Raw genomic sequence first — 17,345 nt, 5'->3', positions numbered from 1 at the left:
ATATGCGGAGAGTGATTATGAGGAAAGACCTCATGTCTGCCGAGAAGGTGCTGACTGGTGTACATCCCATTGATGAGAATAAAAACCAAGCATTAGCTGCTCTGTTCCTCGAGGGCTTCAGGAATACAATAGATGCGGAGTATAGCAGCAAAAATGATTATCTTAATGAAATACAGGCAGTAATTGATGGAAGGTATGGTCAATTCCTGCCTGCTTGTTCTTATTTCTCTCAAACTTCAAAGAGGATAGTCGGTGTTACGTTGGTAACATTATTCCGTTCTGTACCTCTGCTTGCTTATGCAGTCACAGCTCCAGGCTGGCAGGGAAAAGGCATTGCGACTAATTTAATACAGGCTAGTGAGCAGGCATTGATACGGAAAGGCTACAAAACAATGTACTTGGTAGTGACCAAACAGAATTATCGTGCATACTCGCTCTATCGGACATTAGGATTCAGCGAAGCAGGGGAAAATTGGGATGCGGTATTAGAAAGGAGTAGCAGCAGTGATTGAAGTAAGATTGCTCAAAGAACAGGATGCGGCGGATCTTTTATCTCTGGAACTGCGAAATAAAGAATTCTTTCAGCTTTATACAGGTAAGCGGGAGGAGCAATTTTATACACTGGAAGGGCAGCGGGAGCGGATTGATAGGGCTATTGCTTCTGCTGGTAAGGATACAGGCTATTATTTTGTCATTGTATTGAATGAAAACATTATCGGTATTATCATGCTGTCGGAGGTTGTGCGCTGGAATCTTCAAAGCTGCTGGATCGGCTATTTTCTCGATAAGGTACAAAACGGAAAAGGGTATATGACAGAGGCAGTCCGCCAGGTTGTTGAAATTGCTTTTGATGAATTGAAGTTTCATCGGCTAGAGGCAGGTGTTATGCCGCATAATATAGGTTCTATCAAAGTGTTATTAAAAGCAGGATTCCAAAAGGAAGGTATCGCCAAACAGAACGTTAAAATCAACGGAAAGTGGCAGGATCATCAAACTCTTGCTATCATTAACCCTCGGGACCTCGTATAAAGGAGAGGGTAAATAGATGAACAAATGGCTGCTTATTGCTGGAGTATTGCTTGAGATTATCGGTATTCTATTGATTTTGTTCTGGCGAGTCGATGATATGCTGGCGGTTATTACTGGTATAGTAATCATTGTGATAGGAGTAGTGCTTTTCCAAATCGGATATTGGCGAATCATAAAAGCTCGTAAAAGAGGAATGAAAAGAAGATAAAGAAGCTAGCTGATGGGGAAGCTCATTCAGCTGGCTTTTTTGTATAAATTGATCAGGCCTTCCGCTTGTTCTGTATGCTAATAGTATCCAGCGGAAAGGGGGGGTATCGGTATCATCTGATAGCAGACCAATTGAGTCCTCAAAAAATCTCTCAAAACAAAAGCCAACACACCTTTTCCCGCAAAGCTCATATATTCACTCTTTATTGTCTCCTCGTATTAACACAGATCCCTATGCTCATGAATCCTCCTATTAGATAGGTCATAAAATCTATATCACACTAATTTTCTTCGTGTATTTGTCGAATGAATAGTCAATAATACCTTAGTTTTTAAGTGAATTTATATACCATTTTTACCAATTCGCTTTACAAATATGGAAATATGCCGATATATAGTAATGGAGTGAAATTTTATGAGTAGGGGCTTGATTTGATGAGTATGCAAACAGAAGAGGCATTGCATCCGATGTTGGACGCCTTTGTAAAGGTAGGTCCGTTCTTGCAGGATCTAATCAATGAAGATGTAACAATTGGTATCTACAACACTGAGAAATTGATTATCAATTTCCCAGCCAAGACCTTTTCATTGAATGTTACACCTGGGGACCCATTAATGGACGGGGATATCGTAACTGCTGCTATCCGCCAGAATAAGAATCAATATGCTGTCGTACCGGAGGAGCTTTTCGGTGTAAGCGTCATAGCCAGGGCTATCCCGCTGCATGATGAAGCAGGTAATGTAATCGGCGGAATAGGAGTCGGATTGAGTATTGAAAGTGCGAATCAATTGTCTACGATTGCTTCTAATCTTTCTGACGTTATTGGCGACGTGACTGCCACCATCCAGGACATGGCGCAATCAATCTCTGGTTTGGCAGAAGGCATGAATTACATATCTAAAAAAGCTTCGGAGGTAACGGAAAGCGTGGATACGATCGAGGAAGTATCCAATGTCGTTAAGGGGATTGCAGATCAGAGTAATTTGCTGGGTCTGAATGCCGCTATCGAAGCTGCGCGTGCTGGTGAACAGGGACGTGGGTTCAGTGTGGTTGCTGATGAAATTCGAAAGATGGCAACAGGATCTAAAGAACAAGTTACCGAGATTCACCAGATTACCGAAAAAATAAAGACAGTAATCAGTAAGCTGGGCAATTCCATTCAAGAAGCAAATGCAGAATCAGATACACAGTCAGCTGCCATTGAAGAACTGACAGCAACGATGGAAGAAATTAATGCTAATGTACAAACTCTAGCAAATCTAGCAAAAGAGAATATCTCAATCAAAGACTAATAGAGGTGACCGACATGGAGAATTTCAAACATTTAAATAGTCAGTATATTAACGGGGAATGGCGTGAAGGCCAGAGCAGCGTGAAGATGGAAAACCGCAATCCATATAATGGTGAGCTTATCGCTTCTTATCAAGCTGCCAGCTTGGATGATTTGAATGAGGCGTATGAAGCATCTGCTCGTGTTCAAAAAGAATGGGCAAAAACAAACCCAGTAGCACAACGTGCGGTCTTTGAAAAGGCTGTAGCGTATCTTGAAGCTAACCATGAAGCATTTGTTGAGACAATCATCGAGGAAATCGGCGGTACAAGACTGAAGGCTGAATTCGAGATCGGTCTCGTTACCAATATCATCAAGGAAGCATCTACCTTCCCATTCCGCATGAACGGTCAAATTCTGCCGTCTCCGATTGATGGCAAGGAAAACCGTGTGTATCGTGTGCCGGTTGGAGTTGTGGGTGTTATCAGTCCTTTCAACTTCCCATTCTTCCTATCCATGAAATCTGTTGCGACTGCATTGGCAGCTGGCAATGGTGTTGTATTAAAGCCGCATGAGCATACAGCAATCACTGGTGGTACAATGATTGCGAAGCTTTTCGAGGAAGCTGGGCTTCCGAAGGGCTTGCTGAATGTCATTGTGACAGAAATCAGTGAAATTGGTGATAATTTTGTAGAGCATCCGATTCCGCGTGCCGTCTCTTTCACAGGCTCTACTAAAGTAGGTAAACATATCGGAATGGTAGCCGGAAAAAATCTGAAAGAGGCGCATTTGGAGCTTGGCGGTAACAGTGCATTGGTTGTTTTAGAGGATGCGGATATGGAACTTGCAGTCAGTGCAGCTGTATTCAGCCGTTTCACGCACCAAGGCCAAATTTGTATGTCTGCCAACCGTCTGATTGTACATGAAGATGTGTATGATGAATTCGTTGAAAAGTATTTGGCGAAGGTTTCTACACTTACTTGCGGTGACCCGAAAGATCCAAGCACAATCATTGGACCGCTTATCAACGAGCAGCAAGTGAAAACGACTGTAGCGTTGATTGAAAAAGGCATCGAAGAAGGTGCGACGCCGTTAATCAAAGGTAAAGTGGAAGGCAACATTGTCGAGCCAGTCGTTTTCGGCGATGTAACACCAGATATGACACTAGCAAACGAAGAACTGTTTGCACCAGTTGTTAGCATCCTGAAAGTGAAGAACGATGAAGAAGTACTTGCTTTTGCAAATAACAGCGATTATGGCTTGAGCGGCGCTATCCACACAAGAGACGTGGAGCGCGGTGCTGAGCTTGCGAAGCAAATGGATACTGGTATGATCCATATCAACGATGGTACGATCAATGATGAACCTACAGTCGCATTTGGCGGCGTGAAGAATTCCGGTCTTGGCCGCCTGAATGGCGAGTGGAGCCTTGATGCATTCACAACGACAAAATGGATCAGCATTCAGCACGATCGCAGACAATATCCGTATAGCTAATAAAAAAAGACCCACAGCTGTGGGTTTTTTTTTTTATGCTATTCTGCGGCCATGGCTTCCTGTTTGGTTCGGTGGATTGTGCCGTAAGGATGCTCAGGCGGAGCGTAAATTGAGTACAGCTTCAAAGGGGCTTGACCGGTATTTATAACGTTGTGCCAGGTTCCTGCAGGGACAAAGATGGCAAAATCATCTTGAACATATTGCTGATAGTTTAAGTAGTCCTTCCTAGGACCCATTTGAACTAGCCCATGACCAGATTCAATGCGTAGGAATTGATCAACATTCGGATGCCTCTCCAAGCCGATATCTTCTCCTGGTCTGATACTCATCAATGTCACTTGAAGATGTTTTCCAGTCCAGATAGCTGTCCGGAAGAAGCGATTATGCTCTGTAGCTTGTTCGATGTCGACAACATATGGTGAATTTCCGTGATCATGTATTGGCTGCTGCCACTGATAATTGCGCCAATCGTTTGGACTTGGGTACCCGTAATAGTGGGACTGATTTCTATAATACATTTTTTCTTCTCCTTCGCTGCATTTATATCTTATCCTATGCTGTTGCCTACTCCGTGTTCTTATCAGAGGAGGCAAATGAAAGAGTACAGGAGGTTTCCTGTACTCTAAACAGCAATCATTTAGCTTTTGTTACTTCAATTCTCGGCATCTCTGGCTGTTTCATATCATTTCCCAAGAAATAACTTGTGTGCGGCGGCTGGTTATAGGCAACATTCTGCCAAGCCACGCCTAAGCGGTAAACAGGGTCATGCATTAAAGTAGGAAGTTTTTCTTCGGTTAAATCTGTTGTTGTATAAAGGACAAGAGCACTGCTGTCTTTTGTACGCCAGATGGCTTCTTCACGCCAGTCTCCGATCAAATCAGCCTGCAAAGCAGGGTTCCCCTTGGTTCCATTGTTGGAGTAAGTGCCTTCTGCATCCAGTAATGTGTCCAATTTTTCTGTTTCCGGATTCCATTTTCCGATCAAGCCAGTACCAGTCTGGATGCTTTCATCGAAAGTGTGATCAAGAATTTCACGAGTCAGGTCGCCATCCCACCAGATAGCAAAGTTGGCAGGGGGGATATTCGTAGAAATTTTCTCACCAGAAGCAGTGTAAAGTCCGCCTGTCGGGCTGTTCCATGCACCGTCAATTGCCCACATTTCGGCTCCAGGATAACGGGGGTCAATGTCAGATGCAAGTCCGCGTCCTACATCTATATTTGTCGGAACGCCCCAGATTAGTTCCCCTGTCCGAGCATCACGGAATTCCAATCCTGCCTCATTTGGATACGATTCATGGACTTGGAATACTTCAAGCCCTGGCCGGCTTGGATCTAAATCGCTAAGGTGCATTGCATCTCCGTGACCAAGACCAGTCGAATAAAGACCAGTGCCATCATCGTCCAGTGCCATGGCACCATAGATAATTTCGTCCTTGCCGTCTTCATCCACGTCTCCGATACTCAAATTATGATTACCCTGTTTTGCATAAGCTTCGTTTCCAGGAGTTTCGCTATTGAACATCCACTGCTTTTTCAGTTTGCCGTCTTTATAGGTATATGCTGCGATTACTGTCTTTTCATAATAGCCTCTTGCTTCAATGATACTCGGTGTTTTTCCATCCAGATAAGCGACTCCGGCAAGGAAGCGATCACCTCGGTTCCCGTAACAGTCACCCCAATCGCAAATATTACCTCGGGCTGGCTCATAATCTACTGTTTGCTCGATCTTCCCTGTATTGCCTTCAAACACAGTCAAATATTCAGGTCCTTGGAGGATATAGCCTGATGCATTGCGATGATCGGCGTGTGGATCACCGATGACTTTGCCTTTTGAGTCTTTTGTTCCGTCAGCTGTTTTGACGACAAGCTCGGATTTTCCGTTCCCATCAAAATCATAGACGAGCATTTGTGTATAATGGGCACCTGCACGTATGTTTTTGCCAAGGTCAATTCGCCATTTATGTGTTCCATCCATTTCATAGGCATCGATGAAGACATTGCCAGTGTAGCCAGAGCGGGAATTATCCTGTGCATTGGATGGATCCCATTTCAAAATGATTTCCCATTCTCCGTCGCCATCCAGATCTCCGACGCTGGCATCATTGGCATTGTAAGTATAGGACTTCCCATCTGGTGTTTTGCCATCCGCTGGCTTTTGGAGGGGGATATGCAGCTGATTGTCTTGCCACACTCTAATGTTATCCTGATCTGCGCCTTTTCCGATTGCTTCTACACGATAGACGCTTTCCGCTGTACCATCTTTGTCGAGGAAGTTCGTGCTGTGTTTCACGGGTTTCCGGGTAATTTTCTTACCGTCCCGATAAATATGGAAAGAGGTTTTTTTCGTATCGTTCCCGAGGAATCTCCAGCTTAAGAAAATACCATCTTCTGTCTGGACGGCAACAGCGCCTCGTTCCAAATATTCCATTTGCCTTTTAGGCAGTTTCTTGGCATCGGCAGAGAAGGGGATTGCGAATGTCAGAAGCAGGACGAGCAGCAATAACAGACATCTTTTCAATATAACCATTCCTCTCCTTTTTATTGAAGCGCTTTCATTTTAATGCAGGAGATAGGTTAATTCTTATTAGACAAGGCAGGACATTCTCAAATACGGTTGTAAATATTTTAAAAGCCATGCCTAGGCAGGCATGGCTTCATTCGTTAAATAGTTATTTAGCAGCTCCTAATGTATGGATCACATGAGCTGTACAATTGATGCCGTTTAGGAAATAATCCACATCAAGATTCTCGTTCGGCGAATGGTTATGCTGATCAAAATTCGCATAAGGAACAATGATAGAAGGTAAGCCTAGTATTCCCGTCCACACATAATCCGGAAGGGAGCCGCCCATACTTGGCTGGATGAGCGGGTCAGTTTGGTAGGCTTTCTCAACGGCGCTGATGACTTTTTGAACAATTGGCAGCTCTGCTCTTGTACGAGATGGCTGCATGCTGCCCAAGTATGTAACCTCTACGTCAGGTGCATAAGTTTGTACATGCTTTTGGATTTTGTCAAAGATATCATCCGGATCCTGATCCACAACGAGTCGGATGTCCATTTTGAGTCGAGCGGTGGAAGGGATGATCGTTTTCGTTCCTTCTCCTGTATAGCCGCTTTCCATTCCGAAGATATTGAAAGTAGGCTCGCCAGTCATCTTTTGGTAATAGGATGGGCCGTCCATGGCCAGTTCCGGATAGCCGATTTTCTCACCTAAGGATTTTTTGTCGTAAGGAAGCTTAGTGAGCAGCTGCTCCTCATAGGCAGTAAACGGGCGGATTGCATCGTAGAAACCCTCGATCTTGACGTGACCGTCAGCATCACGCATGGTATGCATCAGTTCAATCAGTTTCCATGCAGGGTTGGGAACGATATTTCCAGTGTTGCCTGAATGGTTATCGCGATCTGCTCCTTTTGCATCGAATTGAATGGACAGCATCCCACGTACCCCAAGCAGAACGAGCGGAGAAGAGCTGTTATGGGATGGACCATCTGATGTGTAGACAAGATCCGCTTGCAGCAATTCCTTATGATTTTCCACAAATGCTGCAAGGTTTGTACTGCCTTTTTCTTCTTCGCCTTCGAAGACGAATTTGATGTTGATGGGAAGATCCCCAATTGTTTCTTGGTAGCTTTTTACCCCGAACAGCTGTGCCATCAGCTGTCCTTTATTATCGCCAACACCACGGGCATAGATTTTACCGTTGCGGATTTCCGGTTCGAACGGCTGAGATTGCCAAGCTTCATAGGGCTCAGGTGGCTGCACGTCATAATGCCCATAAATTAGTAAGGTAAAAGCATCCGGATCCTTGATCAATTCTCCGTAGACGACAGGATGACCGGCTGTCGGAATGATCTTTGCAGAGATTCCGAGCTCCTCCATCATTCCTTTCAATAGTTCAGCGCATTCCTCGATTCCGTCATTCTGAGTACTGATGCTCCGCTGACGCAATAAAGTGAACAGCTGGTCCAGGAAGTCTTGTTTATTTGTTTGTATATAATCTTTTAATGCAGAAGGGTTCATCTAATTCTCCTTTACTTCTTAGTTCAACGTTCCGATTAAAACAGTGGCAATCAAAATCGAACAAGTCGTCACCGTGGTGAATCCGCCCATAAGCATCGGCGTCACAATTTCATTCATGATAGCTTCCCGTTCTTCTTCCGTTTCGCCGACTTCCCGGCTGATTTCCTCACAAAGGATGTAGTCTGCAGGGAATCCGAATAATGCAGTCAGGGCAACAGGCATACCAAGATACTTGCCGACACCGAGCAGTTTGGAAGCTAAAAGTCCCCCTAATGTTACACCTGCTGTACCAAGCACACAAATCAATAGGATTTCGGGAATATAGCTAGCCAAAGCAGCTGGCGTCACATCATCCATCGAAGAAATAACAATGAAGATGACAGCAATCATGGCAATGCCGGTAGCATTCGCTTTTTCCATCGTTTTTGCAGGATAGAAGCCGACATAGGCCCCGATTACCCCAATGATCAGGCAGAAAATAGTGTAGTTGACGCCAGTGACAGCATCAAGGATGACAGCAATACCACTGCCCAAATAAAGCTGGAGGATGAAAATAAGTGATGTCTGATATTTTTCCGGCAAAAGTAATTTTCGTTCATTCTGTGCTTTGACTACTTTATTCGGTCGTGCTTCTGGCACTTCCTCTTTTTCCAAAGCTGCTCCGCTGTGCAGACGAGCTTGTACTTGCTGTTTCACGATAATTGCATGTCTTTTCAAGAAGAAGGAAGCAAGCGGAATACCGAATAGCTTGTGAATGCTCAACACCAATGCTGGGATGATCACAAGGCTGGATAATCCTAACTCAGTCAATTTCTCGCTTGTAACAAGATATGCTACAATTCCGCCAACAACCGGACCTGCGCCGGCTACTGCAGTTTCATAATCAAAGAACAATGGAACAACTGCCAAAACAAGTCCTACTGCAGTAAGAGAACCAATGAGGGCAATCAGGATCGGCTTCAGCTGTCCTTTGATCAAGGAGAAAGGAACAAGTGTGCCAAGGTGGACAATGAATGGTGCAACTATGAGGGAACCGAATGCTGTAATAACGGAATCGGACATCAATCCATTTGGGATGATTCCTGTCCACAGGAGACCAACATAAAGCAGCAAAGCTGCCAGCAGCATCGGGATGCGTGCTTTCGTCCAGATGGAGATAAGTTCTCCTAAACCTAAAACAGCGATCAATAAAAGGGTAATCATGACAGGGTTGCTGCTGATCTCACTCCACATGTGCATCCTCCTCCAATTTTATGTAAGAATATTAATAAAAACTAAACCAAATTCAGAAAATTGTCAACATACTAATCATTTAAAGTGAAAAATCTGCTAGGCTAAAAGTCTTATTTTTTGTATAATAAGCTCATTCAATGGAGAAACGAGGAGAAGGATGGGTATTTTACATGCCTTTACACTGCCGTCTGTCCCTAAGGAAAACAAACAGAAGCTGAAGGAAGTTGTCTTAGAAGAGAACTGGAAAAGGACGAAGCTGTTCGCTATCATCATATTGATCTTTGAAGCTATCTTGATTGTGAGGCAGCTTCCAGGAGGAATTGATTTATATGTAGGGCTGTATCTTGGACTATTCAGTGCGGCAGCAATCTACTTGCTTTGTATATACATAATGGGGAAAAAGAAGATTCCGACTGGCTACAGAATGTTTATGGTACATTTCTTTGTACTTTTTTTTCTGACATGGGGGACGATGGTCACCTTGCTGGATCAGCTGCATTACGGTCATGTCATGGCATTTGTGGTCAATTATATGTGTGTATCGACATTGTTTTTGGCAAATGGAAAGCATTATCTCTTGTTTGCTTTTCCGAGTGTTATTTTTCTTTATGCCGGCTTACCTTTTTACCAGCAGTCAGCTGATATGCTTTCAGGTCATTATACGAACCTTACCGTATTCATCTTCTTTTGCTGGCTGGCGTCACAGCTGCTGTATAAAGGGTTCGCTATAAATTTCTACAATAAGCTCTTATTGACCGAGATGAATGAAGAATTGGAAGCGCAGATTACTCAAAATGAAGTGATGAACGAGCAGCTGAAGAAACAAGCAATGCTTGATGAGCTTACTGGTGTTCCGAATAGGCGGGGCTTCCAGGATTATATCAACACTGCGCTGGTGGATGATTCAGAGCGGCAGCTTTCTTTATTTCTGCTGGATGTGGATGCCTTTAAAAGCTATAACGATCATTATGGGCATTTGCGAGGAGATGAGGTGCTGCGTCTGGTGGCGCAAAGTGTCTATCAGACTACAGTGATTCCAACAGAAGGATGGGCGAGGTATGGCGGAGAGGAATTCGTGCTTGCTGTTTTTGATCAGCCGTCCGAGAAATTGGACGAGCTTGCTGAAGCAATAAGGCAAGCAGTACAGGAGCTTCGAATTGACCACGCCTTTTCACCGGTAGCAGAGAGAGTGACTGTAAGTATTGGTATCTATAGTGGGGCTATATCCAATGATAGACAGCTGTCCTACTTTATTGGTCAAGCAGATGAAGCCCTTTACGAAGCGAAACGTTCAGGACGGAACACAATTATAAAAAGAGAAGAGCTAAGCGAATCATTCGCTTAGCTCTTCTTCTTTATACATGACTTGGACGAATCGCTTCAGTTCCGTTGTCAATCCGCTGATCGTCTCTGGGAATTGGCTATCTTCCCGATATTCAAGTGATACGGAAGCTGTATAATCCAAATCGTTTATCGGAAGGATGACAATATTGGACATTCTCTGCTCACTTATGTGATATAAAATTGATCGCGGCAGTACTGTAAATCCAAATCCACTTTCTACGAAAGCAAGCATGTTTTGCACATCATCCACCATTTGATAGTCATGGGCTTGCACTAACTTTAAAAGAGAGCCGATCTTATCCAGATTGTTAGTCAGTGCGGCGTGCTCAAAAACAATCAATTTCTTGTCGAGCTTGTTGGCATTTGCGAGCTTGCTGTCTAATATTGGTATATCATCCATGTGACAGAGGAATACTAATTCGTCCTGGAGCAGCGGCTCACAGAGGAACGGGGTTTTTGCTTTGTTTTCATAATGGATGGAAAACTGAATGCTGCCATATTCCAGAAGCTTCTTCAAGACATTCGTCGGTCTTGTAATGAATTTAAATGGTATATGCGGGAATTGTTCCTGCATGTAGGGGATGATAATGTGGTTGAATACCGGTGCAAGCCAAGTGTTGATTCCAATCCGCAATTCATCTTTGCCCGACGTAATACTGCTCAGCAACTGATAACTGATCTTGTTATCACCTGTCAGCGCAAACGAAGCATCCTGCAGTTCCCCAAGAAGCTCAATCGCATATGGAAGGAAAAAATATCCTTCTTCGGTGAGTTCGATTCCGTCCCAGCTGCGGTTCAATAAGACGAAATCAAGTTCTTCCTCCAGTTTCCGTATTCTTGTACTTAAAGTAGGCTGTGTAATATGTAAGGCTTTTGATGCTTTGGATATACTTTTATTGGAGACAACTGCAAGAAACGACTCCAATCCGTCAATGTTCATTGTCCTTCACTCCTGCTATTCTATACAGTCCATCTTATATTTTTTTAGGAAAAATGTATATAAATCTGTATAAAATTCCTTTATCTTCAAGAGCAGTGCTTGTGTTTCCAATCGAGAACAATTAAGATGAAAGGATGCACGAATGACGCCATAACGAATGGCATAGAAAGGATCCAATTATGAAAAAAAAACGTCCTCGCTCTCGCGGGTTCCAGCCAGCGAAGCCGAAAGTATATAACGTAACAGAAGAAACAGAACTATTGCCTTTCCTTTTGAAGGTTGTAGGGAAGAGCCGTAATTCAGTGAAGTCGATTTTGGCACGCGGTCAGGTCTCTATCAATGGACGAGTTTCTACACAATTCAATGATAAACTGCGACCAGGTCAGGAAGTGACCATCCGAACAGATTTGGTAACAGAAGCACCACCATTGCAGGGCATCACAATCATGTATGAAGATGACACCATCATTGTTATCGAGAAGGCGTCCGGCCTATTGTCAATCGCCTCTAATAATGAAAAAGAAAATACGGCTTACCGACAGCTATCTGATTATGTAAAAGCACAGCATAGTGATAATAAGATATTTGTTGTCCACCGGCTTGACCGAGATACATCCGGTGTGATGGTGTTCGCAAGATCAGAGAAAATTAAAAAGATCATGCAGGAATCCTGGCAAACAACAAAGGAACGAGCTTATGTTGCACTTGTTGAAGGAGACGTCTCCAAATCAGAAGGAACCATTACCTCATGGCTGAAAGAAACAAGTACACATAAGATGTATTCCAGTAAATATGAAAATGACGGTCTGAAGGCAGTCACGCACTATCAAGTACTTCAAGGGAACAAGGATTTTACGTTGATGGAGATCAGTCTGGAAACAGGACGTAAAAACCAGATCCGCGTCCATATGCAAGACATAGGGCATCCGATTGCTGGAGACAAAAAGTACGGAGCGGAAGACCGCTCCATCAAGCGCCTATGCCTGCATGCACGCAAGCTGAATTTCAAACATCCTGTCAATGGCATGCCGCTTAAGTTTGTGTCAGATATTCCGAAGCTATTTACATCTAAATCAAGATAATTGGAAAAGCAGAGCAGAAATGCTCTGCTTTTTTTCTATAAATTATTTTTATATCTATTGCCACTTGCTTCCATATGCATTAGTATATCCATAAGTGATATATCATATATGGATATAAGGGAGGAAAACTATGGCAAAAGGGAAATCGCTGGATGAACTGACGGATCCGGTTTTCTATATTCTCGTCGCATTAGTGGAGCCAAGACATGGATATGCCATTATGCAGTATGTAGAACAAGAAACGGAAGGGACATTTAGAATAGGGCCTGCCACGCTGTATACCATAATCAAGAAATTGCTTGATGCTAGCTTAATTGAAGCTGAACCTGACAGCGAGCCACGCCGGAAAACCTATGTTGCAACCAAGAATGGTATTTCCAAGCTGGAAGAGGAGATGGAAAGACGCCGCAGGATGGTCGATCTTGCGACGATTGTATTACAAACGAAGGGGAGGACGGGACAATGAGACAAAAGAAATATGTATCTTCAGGGGGACTGGCTTTTTCCGAAAAGAAGGATATGCAGAAGCTTAGCAAGCAGGCAGCCAAGGGGTGGCATCTGCAGGACTTTGCGTTTATGGGGTACAGACTGGTACGGGGAGAGCCGAAGCAGGTGCAATACATGATTGATTACCGCACATTGGATGGAACCGAAGAACAGGAGTATTTGGAGATGTTCGAACACGTAGGCTGGACACTTGTGTGCAGTTCTTATGGAATGTATATATTTGAAGCTCCTATCGATGCAGCTCCAATCTATACAGATGCAGATACGAAGCAGGATAAGTTGAAACGCGCGTCTTCGTTTATTCCTAAGATGGCTTTGATTACCACTATTATGACTTTAGTCAGCTTTTGGATAAGCCAGGAAACCAACAGCAGGACAATTTCTGTTATTAGTTTATTATTACTCATTGTAGCTGTCTGCAGTATCGCAATGACAGTGTCCTTTAGTTTCCGAATGCTTAAGCTGATGAAAAAGGGCGAGGATTGATGCATCATAGTCGTATACGTACATCAGCTAAGACGATAGTATAAAAAGAAGGCTCCCATTGTGGGAGCCTTACGGTAGTTATGGCAAAATGGATTTGAATGTATAGCTGCCTGACTCCGCTTCAAAGGAAGCTTCTCCATTTTTATGTTCCTTGAAGGTGATACCAGTTGCCTTATGGATCGGTTTTCCATTAATTCGAACCGATTTTGTATCTTTTGCCGGGATGGTGATTGTTGCTGTCGTATTTGAAGGAATGACAGCATCGTAGCTGAATGCTTTGTCTTCAACTTTCCAGCTGCTTTCGATACGGCCGTACATAGAATCAATATGTCCCTTCGCCCATGTCATTACCTGATCCGGATCAGGTGTCGGTTCGAGCAGGAAGTGCTTGAAGCCTGGGTGATCTGGGTTTCGTTTGATTCCTAATGACTCTTTATACATCCACGCTCCAACGGCACCAAACGAATAGTGGTTGAAGGAATTCATGCTGTTATTGCCGCCAAAACCGTCCTCTTCTGTATAAGAGTTGAGACGCTCCCAAATTGTTGTTGCACCATTTTCTACCGAATACAGCCAGGATGGATAAGATGTCTGCTGCAGCAGGCGATAAGCGATGTCATCATGACCATGGTCGGAAAGTGCTTGGCTGATTGCTGCTGTTCCAATAAAACCTGTCATTAGAGAGTACTCTGGACGCTCCTTACCCAAGTCATCCGTATTCTTCCTCTGGACCGCCGCTACTAAATAATCAGCAGCAGCTTTCGCATTCGTTTCATTCCATACGTTAAGAGCCAAAGGTACAGCATATGAAGCTTGGCTATCGGAAACGGTACCATCAGATTTCAATGTCTTTTTCGTTTCTGGATCAATGAACTTTTCATTGAAGAATTGTTTGCGCTCTTCATAGCGCTTCCAGTAATGTGCAGCATCTTCACTATTACCAAGAATCTCTGCTGTCTTCGCCATAAGCTCCAAATCATACACATGATACGCGGACCATAGGAATACATTTTCTGTCTTGCTGTTTTCTGGGCTCAGCCAGTCCCCTAAAGGACCTTCATTTATCAATCCTGTCGCCGCATTCACTTTTGTATCCAAATAATCAACGTATTGTTTCATGCTTGCATAGTGTTCCTGCAGAACAGTTTCATCTCCATATTGCTGGTAGGACTGCCATGGAACAGTCAGTCCGGCACTTCCCCAAAGGATGCCGCCAAACCCAGGTCCAATTGGTGTTACATCCGAATAACGTCCGTCAGCACGCTGCAGATCACGGTTGGCTAGATTATGCCGGCGCAGGAACTGGTTCACGTTGTCCATATAGGTAGCTGTTTCCGAGAAGACAGAAATATCGCCATTCCATCCTATCCGTTCATTACGAGCCGGTGTGTCTGTCGGGATGGAAAGGAAGTTGCCTCGCATGCTCCATGTAATATTTTCCCACAGCTTATTCACAGTTGAATTGGAAGTCTCGTAGCTTGAGTCAATATCGTGAATGGAGCTGATCACCAATCCTTTGACATCTTTGAGTGCAGGCGGTTTTTCTACACCGGTAATCTCAATATAGCGATAACCATGGAAAGTGAAACGCGGCTGGATTGTCTGGTTGCCCTTTTTCGTTACATACGTATCTTGAACCAATGCTGCACGCAAATTTTCCAGCATGAGCATCCCTGTATTCTCACCAGAGTCTTCAGTGTCTGGATAAAGCATCTCGGCATAGCGAAGGGTGATCTCTTCATCAGCTTTCTGTTTCTTCAGCTTGATTTGCGGGACCCCAACCATGTTCTGCCCCATATCATAGACAAAAACGCCTGGCCGGACTTCTTCCATGCTTTGTGCTGTCAATGTCTCGACAATCTGGGCGTTTTCTCCGACTTGTCCTGTAATCTGCATATCACTGTAATCCAGGTTTCCTGCCGTTGTTGTTTCATCAAGCGGCACTTCGACGGCCTGTTTCCAATCCTTCGTCTTGAAGCCAGCCTTACTCCAATTCTTCATTTCTTTATTTGCATCATACACTTCGCCTTGGAAGAAGCTTCCGTAAACGAGCGGACCATCTGTCGTGTACTCCCAGTCAGGGTTAGTCGTGATTGTATCGGTCGTTCCATCTTCATAAGTAATGACGAGCTTTGCCAAAAGGGAATTGCGATCCCCGAAATAGTTCCAGTTGTCGGTTGTGAAGGTGCTAGCGCCGCTCCACCATCCTTCCCCAAGCATGGCTCCGAATGCATTGGCTTTGCCGGACTTAAGCTGATCTGTCACATCGTAGGTTTGATACATATGTGTTTTGTTGTATTGTGTCAAACCTGGATTGAAGTAATCTTCCCCGACGCGCTCTCCATTCAGATAGAGTTCATATATCCCACGGGCCGTTGCATACAGCCTTGCATCGTGAATTTTTTTCTTATCTGTTTTGAATTCGGTTCTAAGTAGCGGTGTAGAGTTACTGCTTGGGTCTGCAGCAGCAAAGACGCCTTTATTGCCTCCAGAAACATTATAAGCACCGTTTTTAACGGTTACGCCTTTCGATTCGGCAAATATCCCCTTATAGGTTTTTGCTTCTGTATCCTCTTCAAAAAGAGTGTTGGATGGCTTGCGGTAGTTTGTTACTTTCAATTCTGAGAAGCTTGCCTGCTGTTTCTTATCTATTGAAAATCCGATTTCAGATAGCATAGGAAAAGCGATATAATTACCGCCTGAGCCGACAGGGTTCACATTAAAACCATTGGGTGGAGTGATTCGATTTTCACCATCGATGAAGATATGGAAAACACCTGAATTGCCCCAGATTGATACATCATGTTTTTGATACTTATTTGTTTGATTGATTAGATCCCGGGAGATGACAAGTTCTGTAATGGCTTTATCTGGATCATCTTTTGGTTCATAGCCTGCCCGATAGATTAGCAGCTTGGCATTTCCGGAATCATTCTTTACTTCTGAAACATCCAGCTCGAATTCTACATAGCTTTCGTTCACATCATTTTCAAGATTGTACATGTTTTTATTTTTATCCATTAGTCTCGGATCATTGGCACCGAGGATAAAGCTGGCTTTATCTGTATTTGTCTTCTTATCAAGCTGTAAGCTGTAATGTACTTTATACACATTAAAATAATGTGCTTGAAGCACCATATCTGCTGCTTCGGTACCAATCCATTCAGCACCGTTCCAAGCAGAGATATCTGTGTTCAATAGTCCAGTTTCAAACCAGCTGTCGGCTGTTGACTTTTTGCCGTGTTCGTTCCACACGGATACTGACCATTCATAACGAGAAGCAGGCTTTAGTTCCTTCCCATCATATTGGATCGCAACCGACTCATCACTATTCTGTTTCTTTGTATTCCATACCGTTTTTCCTTCTGGATCCTTTACAACAAGCTGGTAAGCTTTTTGTTTTGCTCCCTGATGATCAGCTTTCATTTGCCAGCTGAAGGTAGGGTTTGGATTGTCCAATCCAAGCGGTGTTGCACTGAAATCTGTTAAAAGATCAATAACTTCTGCTTTCTGGCATCGGCAGTACTGGACACAAAGGGCAGAAACGATGTTAGGATCAGGAGCAGTGAGGTAACCCACACAACACGACGAAAAAAACGGGTCTGCATACGATTCCTCCTTTATATGGTTGATGAAAACGCTGTAAGCATTCCTTTTTGTGCATGAGAGGAAAAGTGCATCATACACACCAATTGATAGCGCTTACATGTTTAAATTCTACCGTATAA

Annotated in this window: 14 protein-coding genes and 1 pseudogene; 9 read left to right on the top strand and 6 right to left on the bottom strand. The window is 43.8% G+C overall.

Going from position 1 to position 17,345, the window contains the following annotated elements; all coding sequences use genetic code 11:
* The first annotated feature begins 17 nt into the window (after positions 1-17).
* The 5 genes and pseudogenes from SFC25_RS07605 (at position 18) to SFC25_RS07585 (ending at position 4,004) form a co-directional block, all read left to right on the top strand.
* A complete protein-coding gene (locus SFC25_RS07605) occupies positions 18-512 on the top strand; it encodes a GNAT family N-acetyltransferase (RefSeq protein ID WP_411214690.1) in 495 nt (164 codons plus the stop codon).
* A pseudogene (locus tag SFC25_RS07600) lies at positions 505-1,011 on the top strand (GNAT family N-acetyltransferase); the annotation flags it as partial. The gene SFC25_RS07605 and the pseudogene SFC25_RS07600, both read left to right, overlap by 8 nt.
* A 34-nt stretch (positions 1,012-1,045) precedes the next feature.
* Positions 1,046-1,237, top strand: coding sequence for a hypothetical protein (locus SFC25_RS07595; protein ID WP_411214689.1), 192 nt, complete (start codon positions 1,046-1,048; stop codon positions 1,235-1,237).
* A 434-nt stretch (positions 1,238-1,671) separates the two neighbouring features.
* The gene (locus tag SFC25_RS07590) at positions 1,672-2,529 is read left to right on the top strand and encodes a methyl-accepting chemotaxis protein (RefSeq protein ID WP_411214688.1); all 858 of its coding nucleotides are present in this window, start codon (positions 1,672-1,674) and stop codon (positions 2,527-2,529) included.
* Positions 2,530-2,543: 14 nt separating this feature from the next.
* Positions 2,544-4,004, top strand: a complete 1,461-nt coding sequence (locus SFC25_RS07585; protein WP_411214687.1) for an aldehyde dehydrogenase family protein — start codon at positions 2,544-2,546, stop codon at positions 4,002-4,004.
* Positions 4,005-4,042: 38 nt separating this feature from the next.
* On the opposite strand, the gene SFC25_RS07580 is transcribed toward SFC25_RS07585, so the two are convergent.
* From SFC25_RS07580 to SFC25_RS07565, 4 genes are all read right to left on the bottom strand, one after another.
* The gene (locus SFC25_RS07580) at positions 4,043-4,522 is read right to left on the bottom strand and encodes a cupin domain-containing protein (protein WP_411214686.1); all 480 of its coding nucleotides are present in this window, start codon (positions 4,520-4,522) and stop codon (positions 4,043-4,045) included.
* Positions 4,523-4,637: 115 nt separating this feature from the next.
* Complete coding sequence (locus tag SFC25_RS07575) at positions 4,638-6,530, bottom strand: rhamnogalacturonan lyase (RefSeq protein ID WP_486389261.1); 1,893 nt, start codon at positions 6,528-6,530, stop codon at positions 4,638-4,640.
* A 142-nt stretch (positions 6,531-6,672) separates the two neighbouring features.
* Positions 6,673-8,025 (bottom strand): M20/M25/M40 family metallo-hydrolase, encoded by a 1,353-nt coding sequence (locus tag SFC25_RS07570; protein WP_411214685.1) that lies wholly within the window; start codon positions 8,023-8,025, stop codon positions 6,673-6,675.
* Positions 8,026-8,043: 18 nt separating this feature from the next.
* Complete coding sequence (locus tag SFC25_RS07565) at positions 8,044-9,258, bottom strand: hypothetical protein (protein WP_411214684.1); 1,215 nt, start codon at positions 9,256-9,258, stop codon at positions 8,044-8,046.
* 157 nt (positions 9,259-9,415) lie between these two features.
* Here SFC25_RS07565 and SFC25_RS07560 point away from each other — a divergent pair, with 157 nt between their 5' ends.
* Positions 9,416-10,603, top strand: a complete 1,188-nt coding sequence (locus SFC25_RS07560) for a GGDEF domain-containing protein (RefSeq protein ID WP_411214683.1) — start codon at positions 9,416-9,418, stop codon at positions 10,601-10,603.
* On the opposite strand, the gene SFC25_RS07555 is transcribed toward SFC25_RS07560, so the two are convergent.
* Complete coding sequence (locus SFC25_RS07555; RefSeq protein WP_411214682.1) at positions 10,592-11,542, bottom strand: LysR family transcriptional regulator; 951 nt, start codon at positions 11,540-11,542, stop codon at positions 10,592-10,594. The two genes, SFC25_RS07560 and SFC25_RS07555, sit on opposite strands and share 12 nt — an antisense overlap.
* Before the next feature lie 179 nt (positions 11,543-11,721).
* Here SFC25_RS07555 and SFC25_RS07550 point away from each other — a divergent pair, with 179 nt between their 5' ends.
* From SFC25_RS07550 to SFC25_RS07540, 3 genes are all read left to right on the top strand, one after another.
* Positions 11,722-12,624 (top strand): RluA family pseudouridine synthase, encoded by a 903-nt coding sequence (locus tag SFC25_RS07550; protein WP_411214681.1) that lies wholly within the window; start codon positions 11,722-11,724, stop codon positions 12,622-12,624.
* A 130-nt stretch (positions 12,625-12,754) separates the two neighbouring features.
* Entirely contained in the window at positions 12,755-13,090 is a 336-nt protein-coding gene (locus SFC25_RS07545; RefSeq protein WP_411214680.1) for a PadR family transcriptional regulator, read from the top strand.
* The gene (locus SFC25_RS07540; RefSeq protein WP_411214679.1) at positions 13,087-13,617 is read left to right on the top strand and encodes a DUF2812 domain-containing protein; all 531 of its coding nucleotides are present in this window, start codon (positions 13,087-13,089) and stop codon (positions 13,615-13,617) included. The genes SFC25_RS07545 and SFC25_RS07540 overlap by 4 nt, the downstream gene beginning before the upstream one ends.
* Before the next feature lie 78 nt (positions 13,618-13,695).
* Here the strand turns inward: SFC25_RS07540 and SFC25_RS07535 are convergent, their stop codons facing one another.
* Positions 13,696-17,196, bottom strand: coding sequence for an alpha-L-rhamnosidase (locus SFC25_RS07535; protein ID WP_411214678.1), 3,501 nt, complete (start codon positions 17,194-17,196; stop codon positions 13,696-13,698).
* Positions 17,197-17,345: the final 149 nt, after the last annotated feature.

The sequence above is a fragment of the Terribacillus saccharophilus genome, from assembly GCF_046592595.1.
Lineage (GTDB): Bacteria > Bacillota > Bacilli > Bacillales > Amphibacillaceae > Terribacillus > Terribacillus saccharophilus_C.
The sequence above is the reverse complement of the archived record's forward strand: the minus strand, read 5'-3'. Positions and strand labels throughout refer to the sequence as shown.

What these genes read in the sequence shown, in the direction of transcription:
- SFC25_RS07605 (WP_411214690.1), top strand. Translation starts at nt 18, where the DNA reads ATGAGGAAAGACCTCATGTCTGCCGAGAAGGTGCTGACTGGTGTACAT.
- SFC25_RS07595 (WP_411214689.1), top strand. Translation starts at nt 1,046, where the DNA reads ATGAACAAATGGCTGCTTATTGCTGGAGTATTGCTTGAGATTATCGGT.
- SFC25_RS07590 (WP_411214688.1), top strand. Translation starts at nt 1,672, where the DNA reads ATGAGTATGCAAACAGAAGAGGCATTGCATCCGATGTTGGACGCCTTT.
- SFC25_RS07585 (WP_411214687.1), top strand. Translation starts at nt 2,544, where the DNA reads ATGGAGAATTTCAAACATTTAAATAGTCAGTATATTAACGGGGAATGG.
- SFC25_RS07580 (WP_411214686.1), bottom strand. Translation starts at nt 4,522, where the DNA reads ATGTATTATAGAAATCAGTCCCACTATTACGGGTACCCAAGTCCAAAC.
- SFC25_RS07575 (WP_486389261.1), bottom strand. Translation starts at nt 6,530, where the DNA reads ATGGTTATATTGAAAAGATGTCTGTTATTGCTGCTCGTCCTGCTTCTG.
- SFC25_RS07570 (WP_411214685.1), bottom strand. Translation starts at nt 8,025, where the DNA reads ATGAACCCTTCTGCATTAAAAGATTATATACAAACAAATAAACAAGAC.
- SFC25_RS07565 (WP_411214684.1), bottom strand. Translation starts at nt 9,258, where the DNA reads ATGTGGAGTGAGATCAGCAGCAACCCTGTCATGATTACCCTTTTATTG.
- SFC25_RS07560 (WP_411214683.1), top strand. Translation starts at nt 9,416, where the DNA reads ATGGGTATTTTACATGCCTTTACACTGCCGTCTGTCCCTAAGGAAAAC.
- SFC25_RS07555 (WP_411214682.1), bottom strand. Translation starts at nt 11,542, where the DNA reads ATGAACATTGACGGATTGGAGTCGTTTCTTGCAGTTGTCTCCAATAAA.
- SFC25_RS07550 (WP_411214681.1), top strand. Translation starts at nt 11,722, where the DNA reads ATGAAAAAAAAACGTCCTCGCTCTCGCGGGTTCCAGCCAGCGAAGCCG.
- SFC25_RS07545 (WP_411214680.1), top strand. Translation starts at nt 12,755, where the DNA reads ATGGCAAAAGGGAAATCGCTGGATGAACTGACGGATCCGGTTTTCTAT.
- SFC25_RS07540 (WP_411214679.1), top strand. Translation starts at nt 13,087, where the DNA reads ATGAGACAAAAGAAATATGTATCTTCAGGGGGACTGGCTTTTTCCGAA.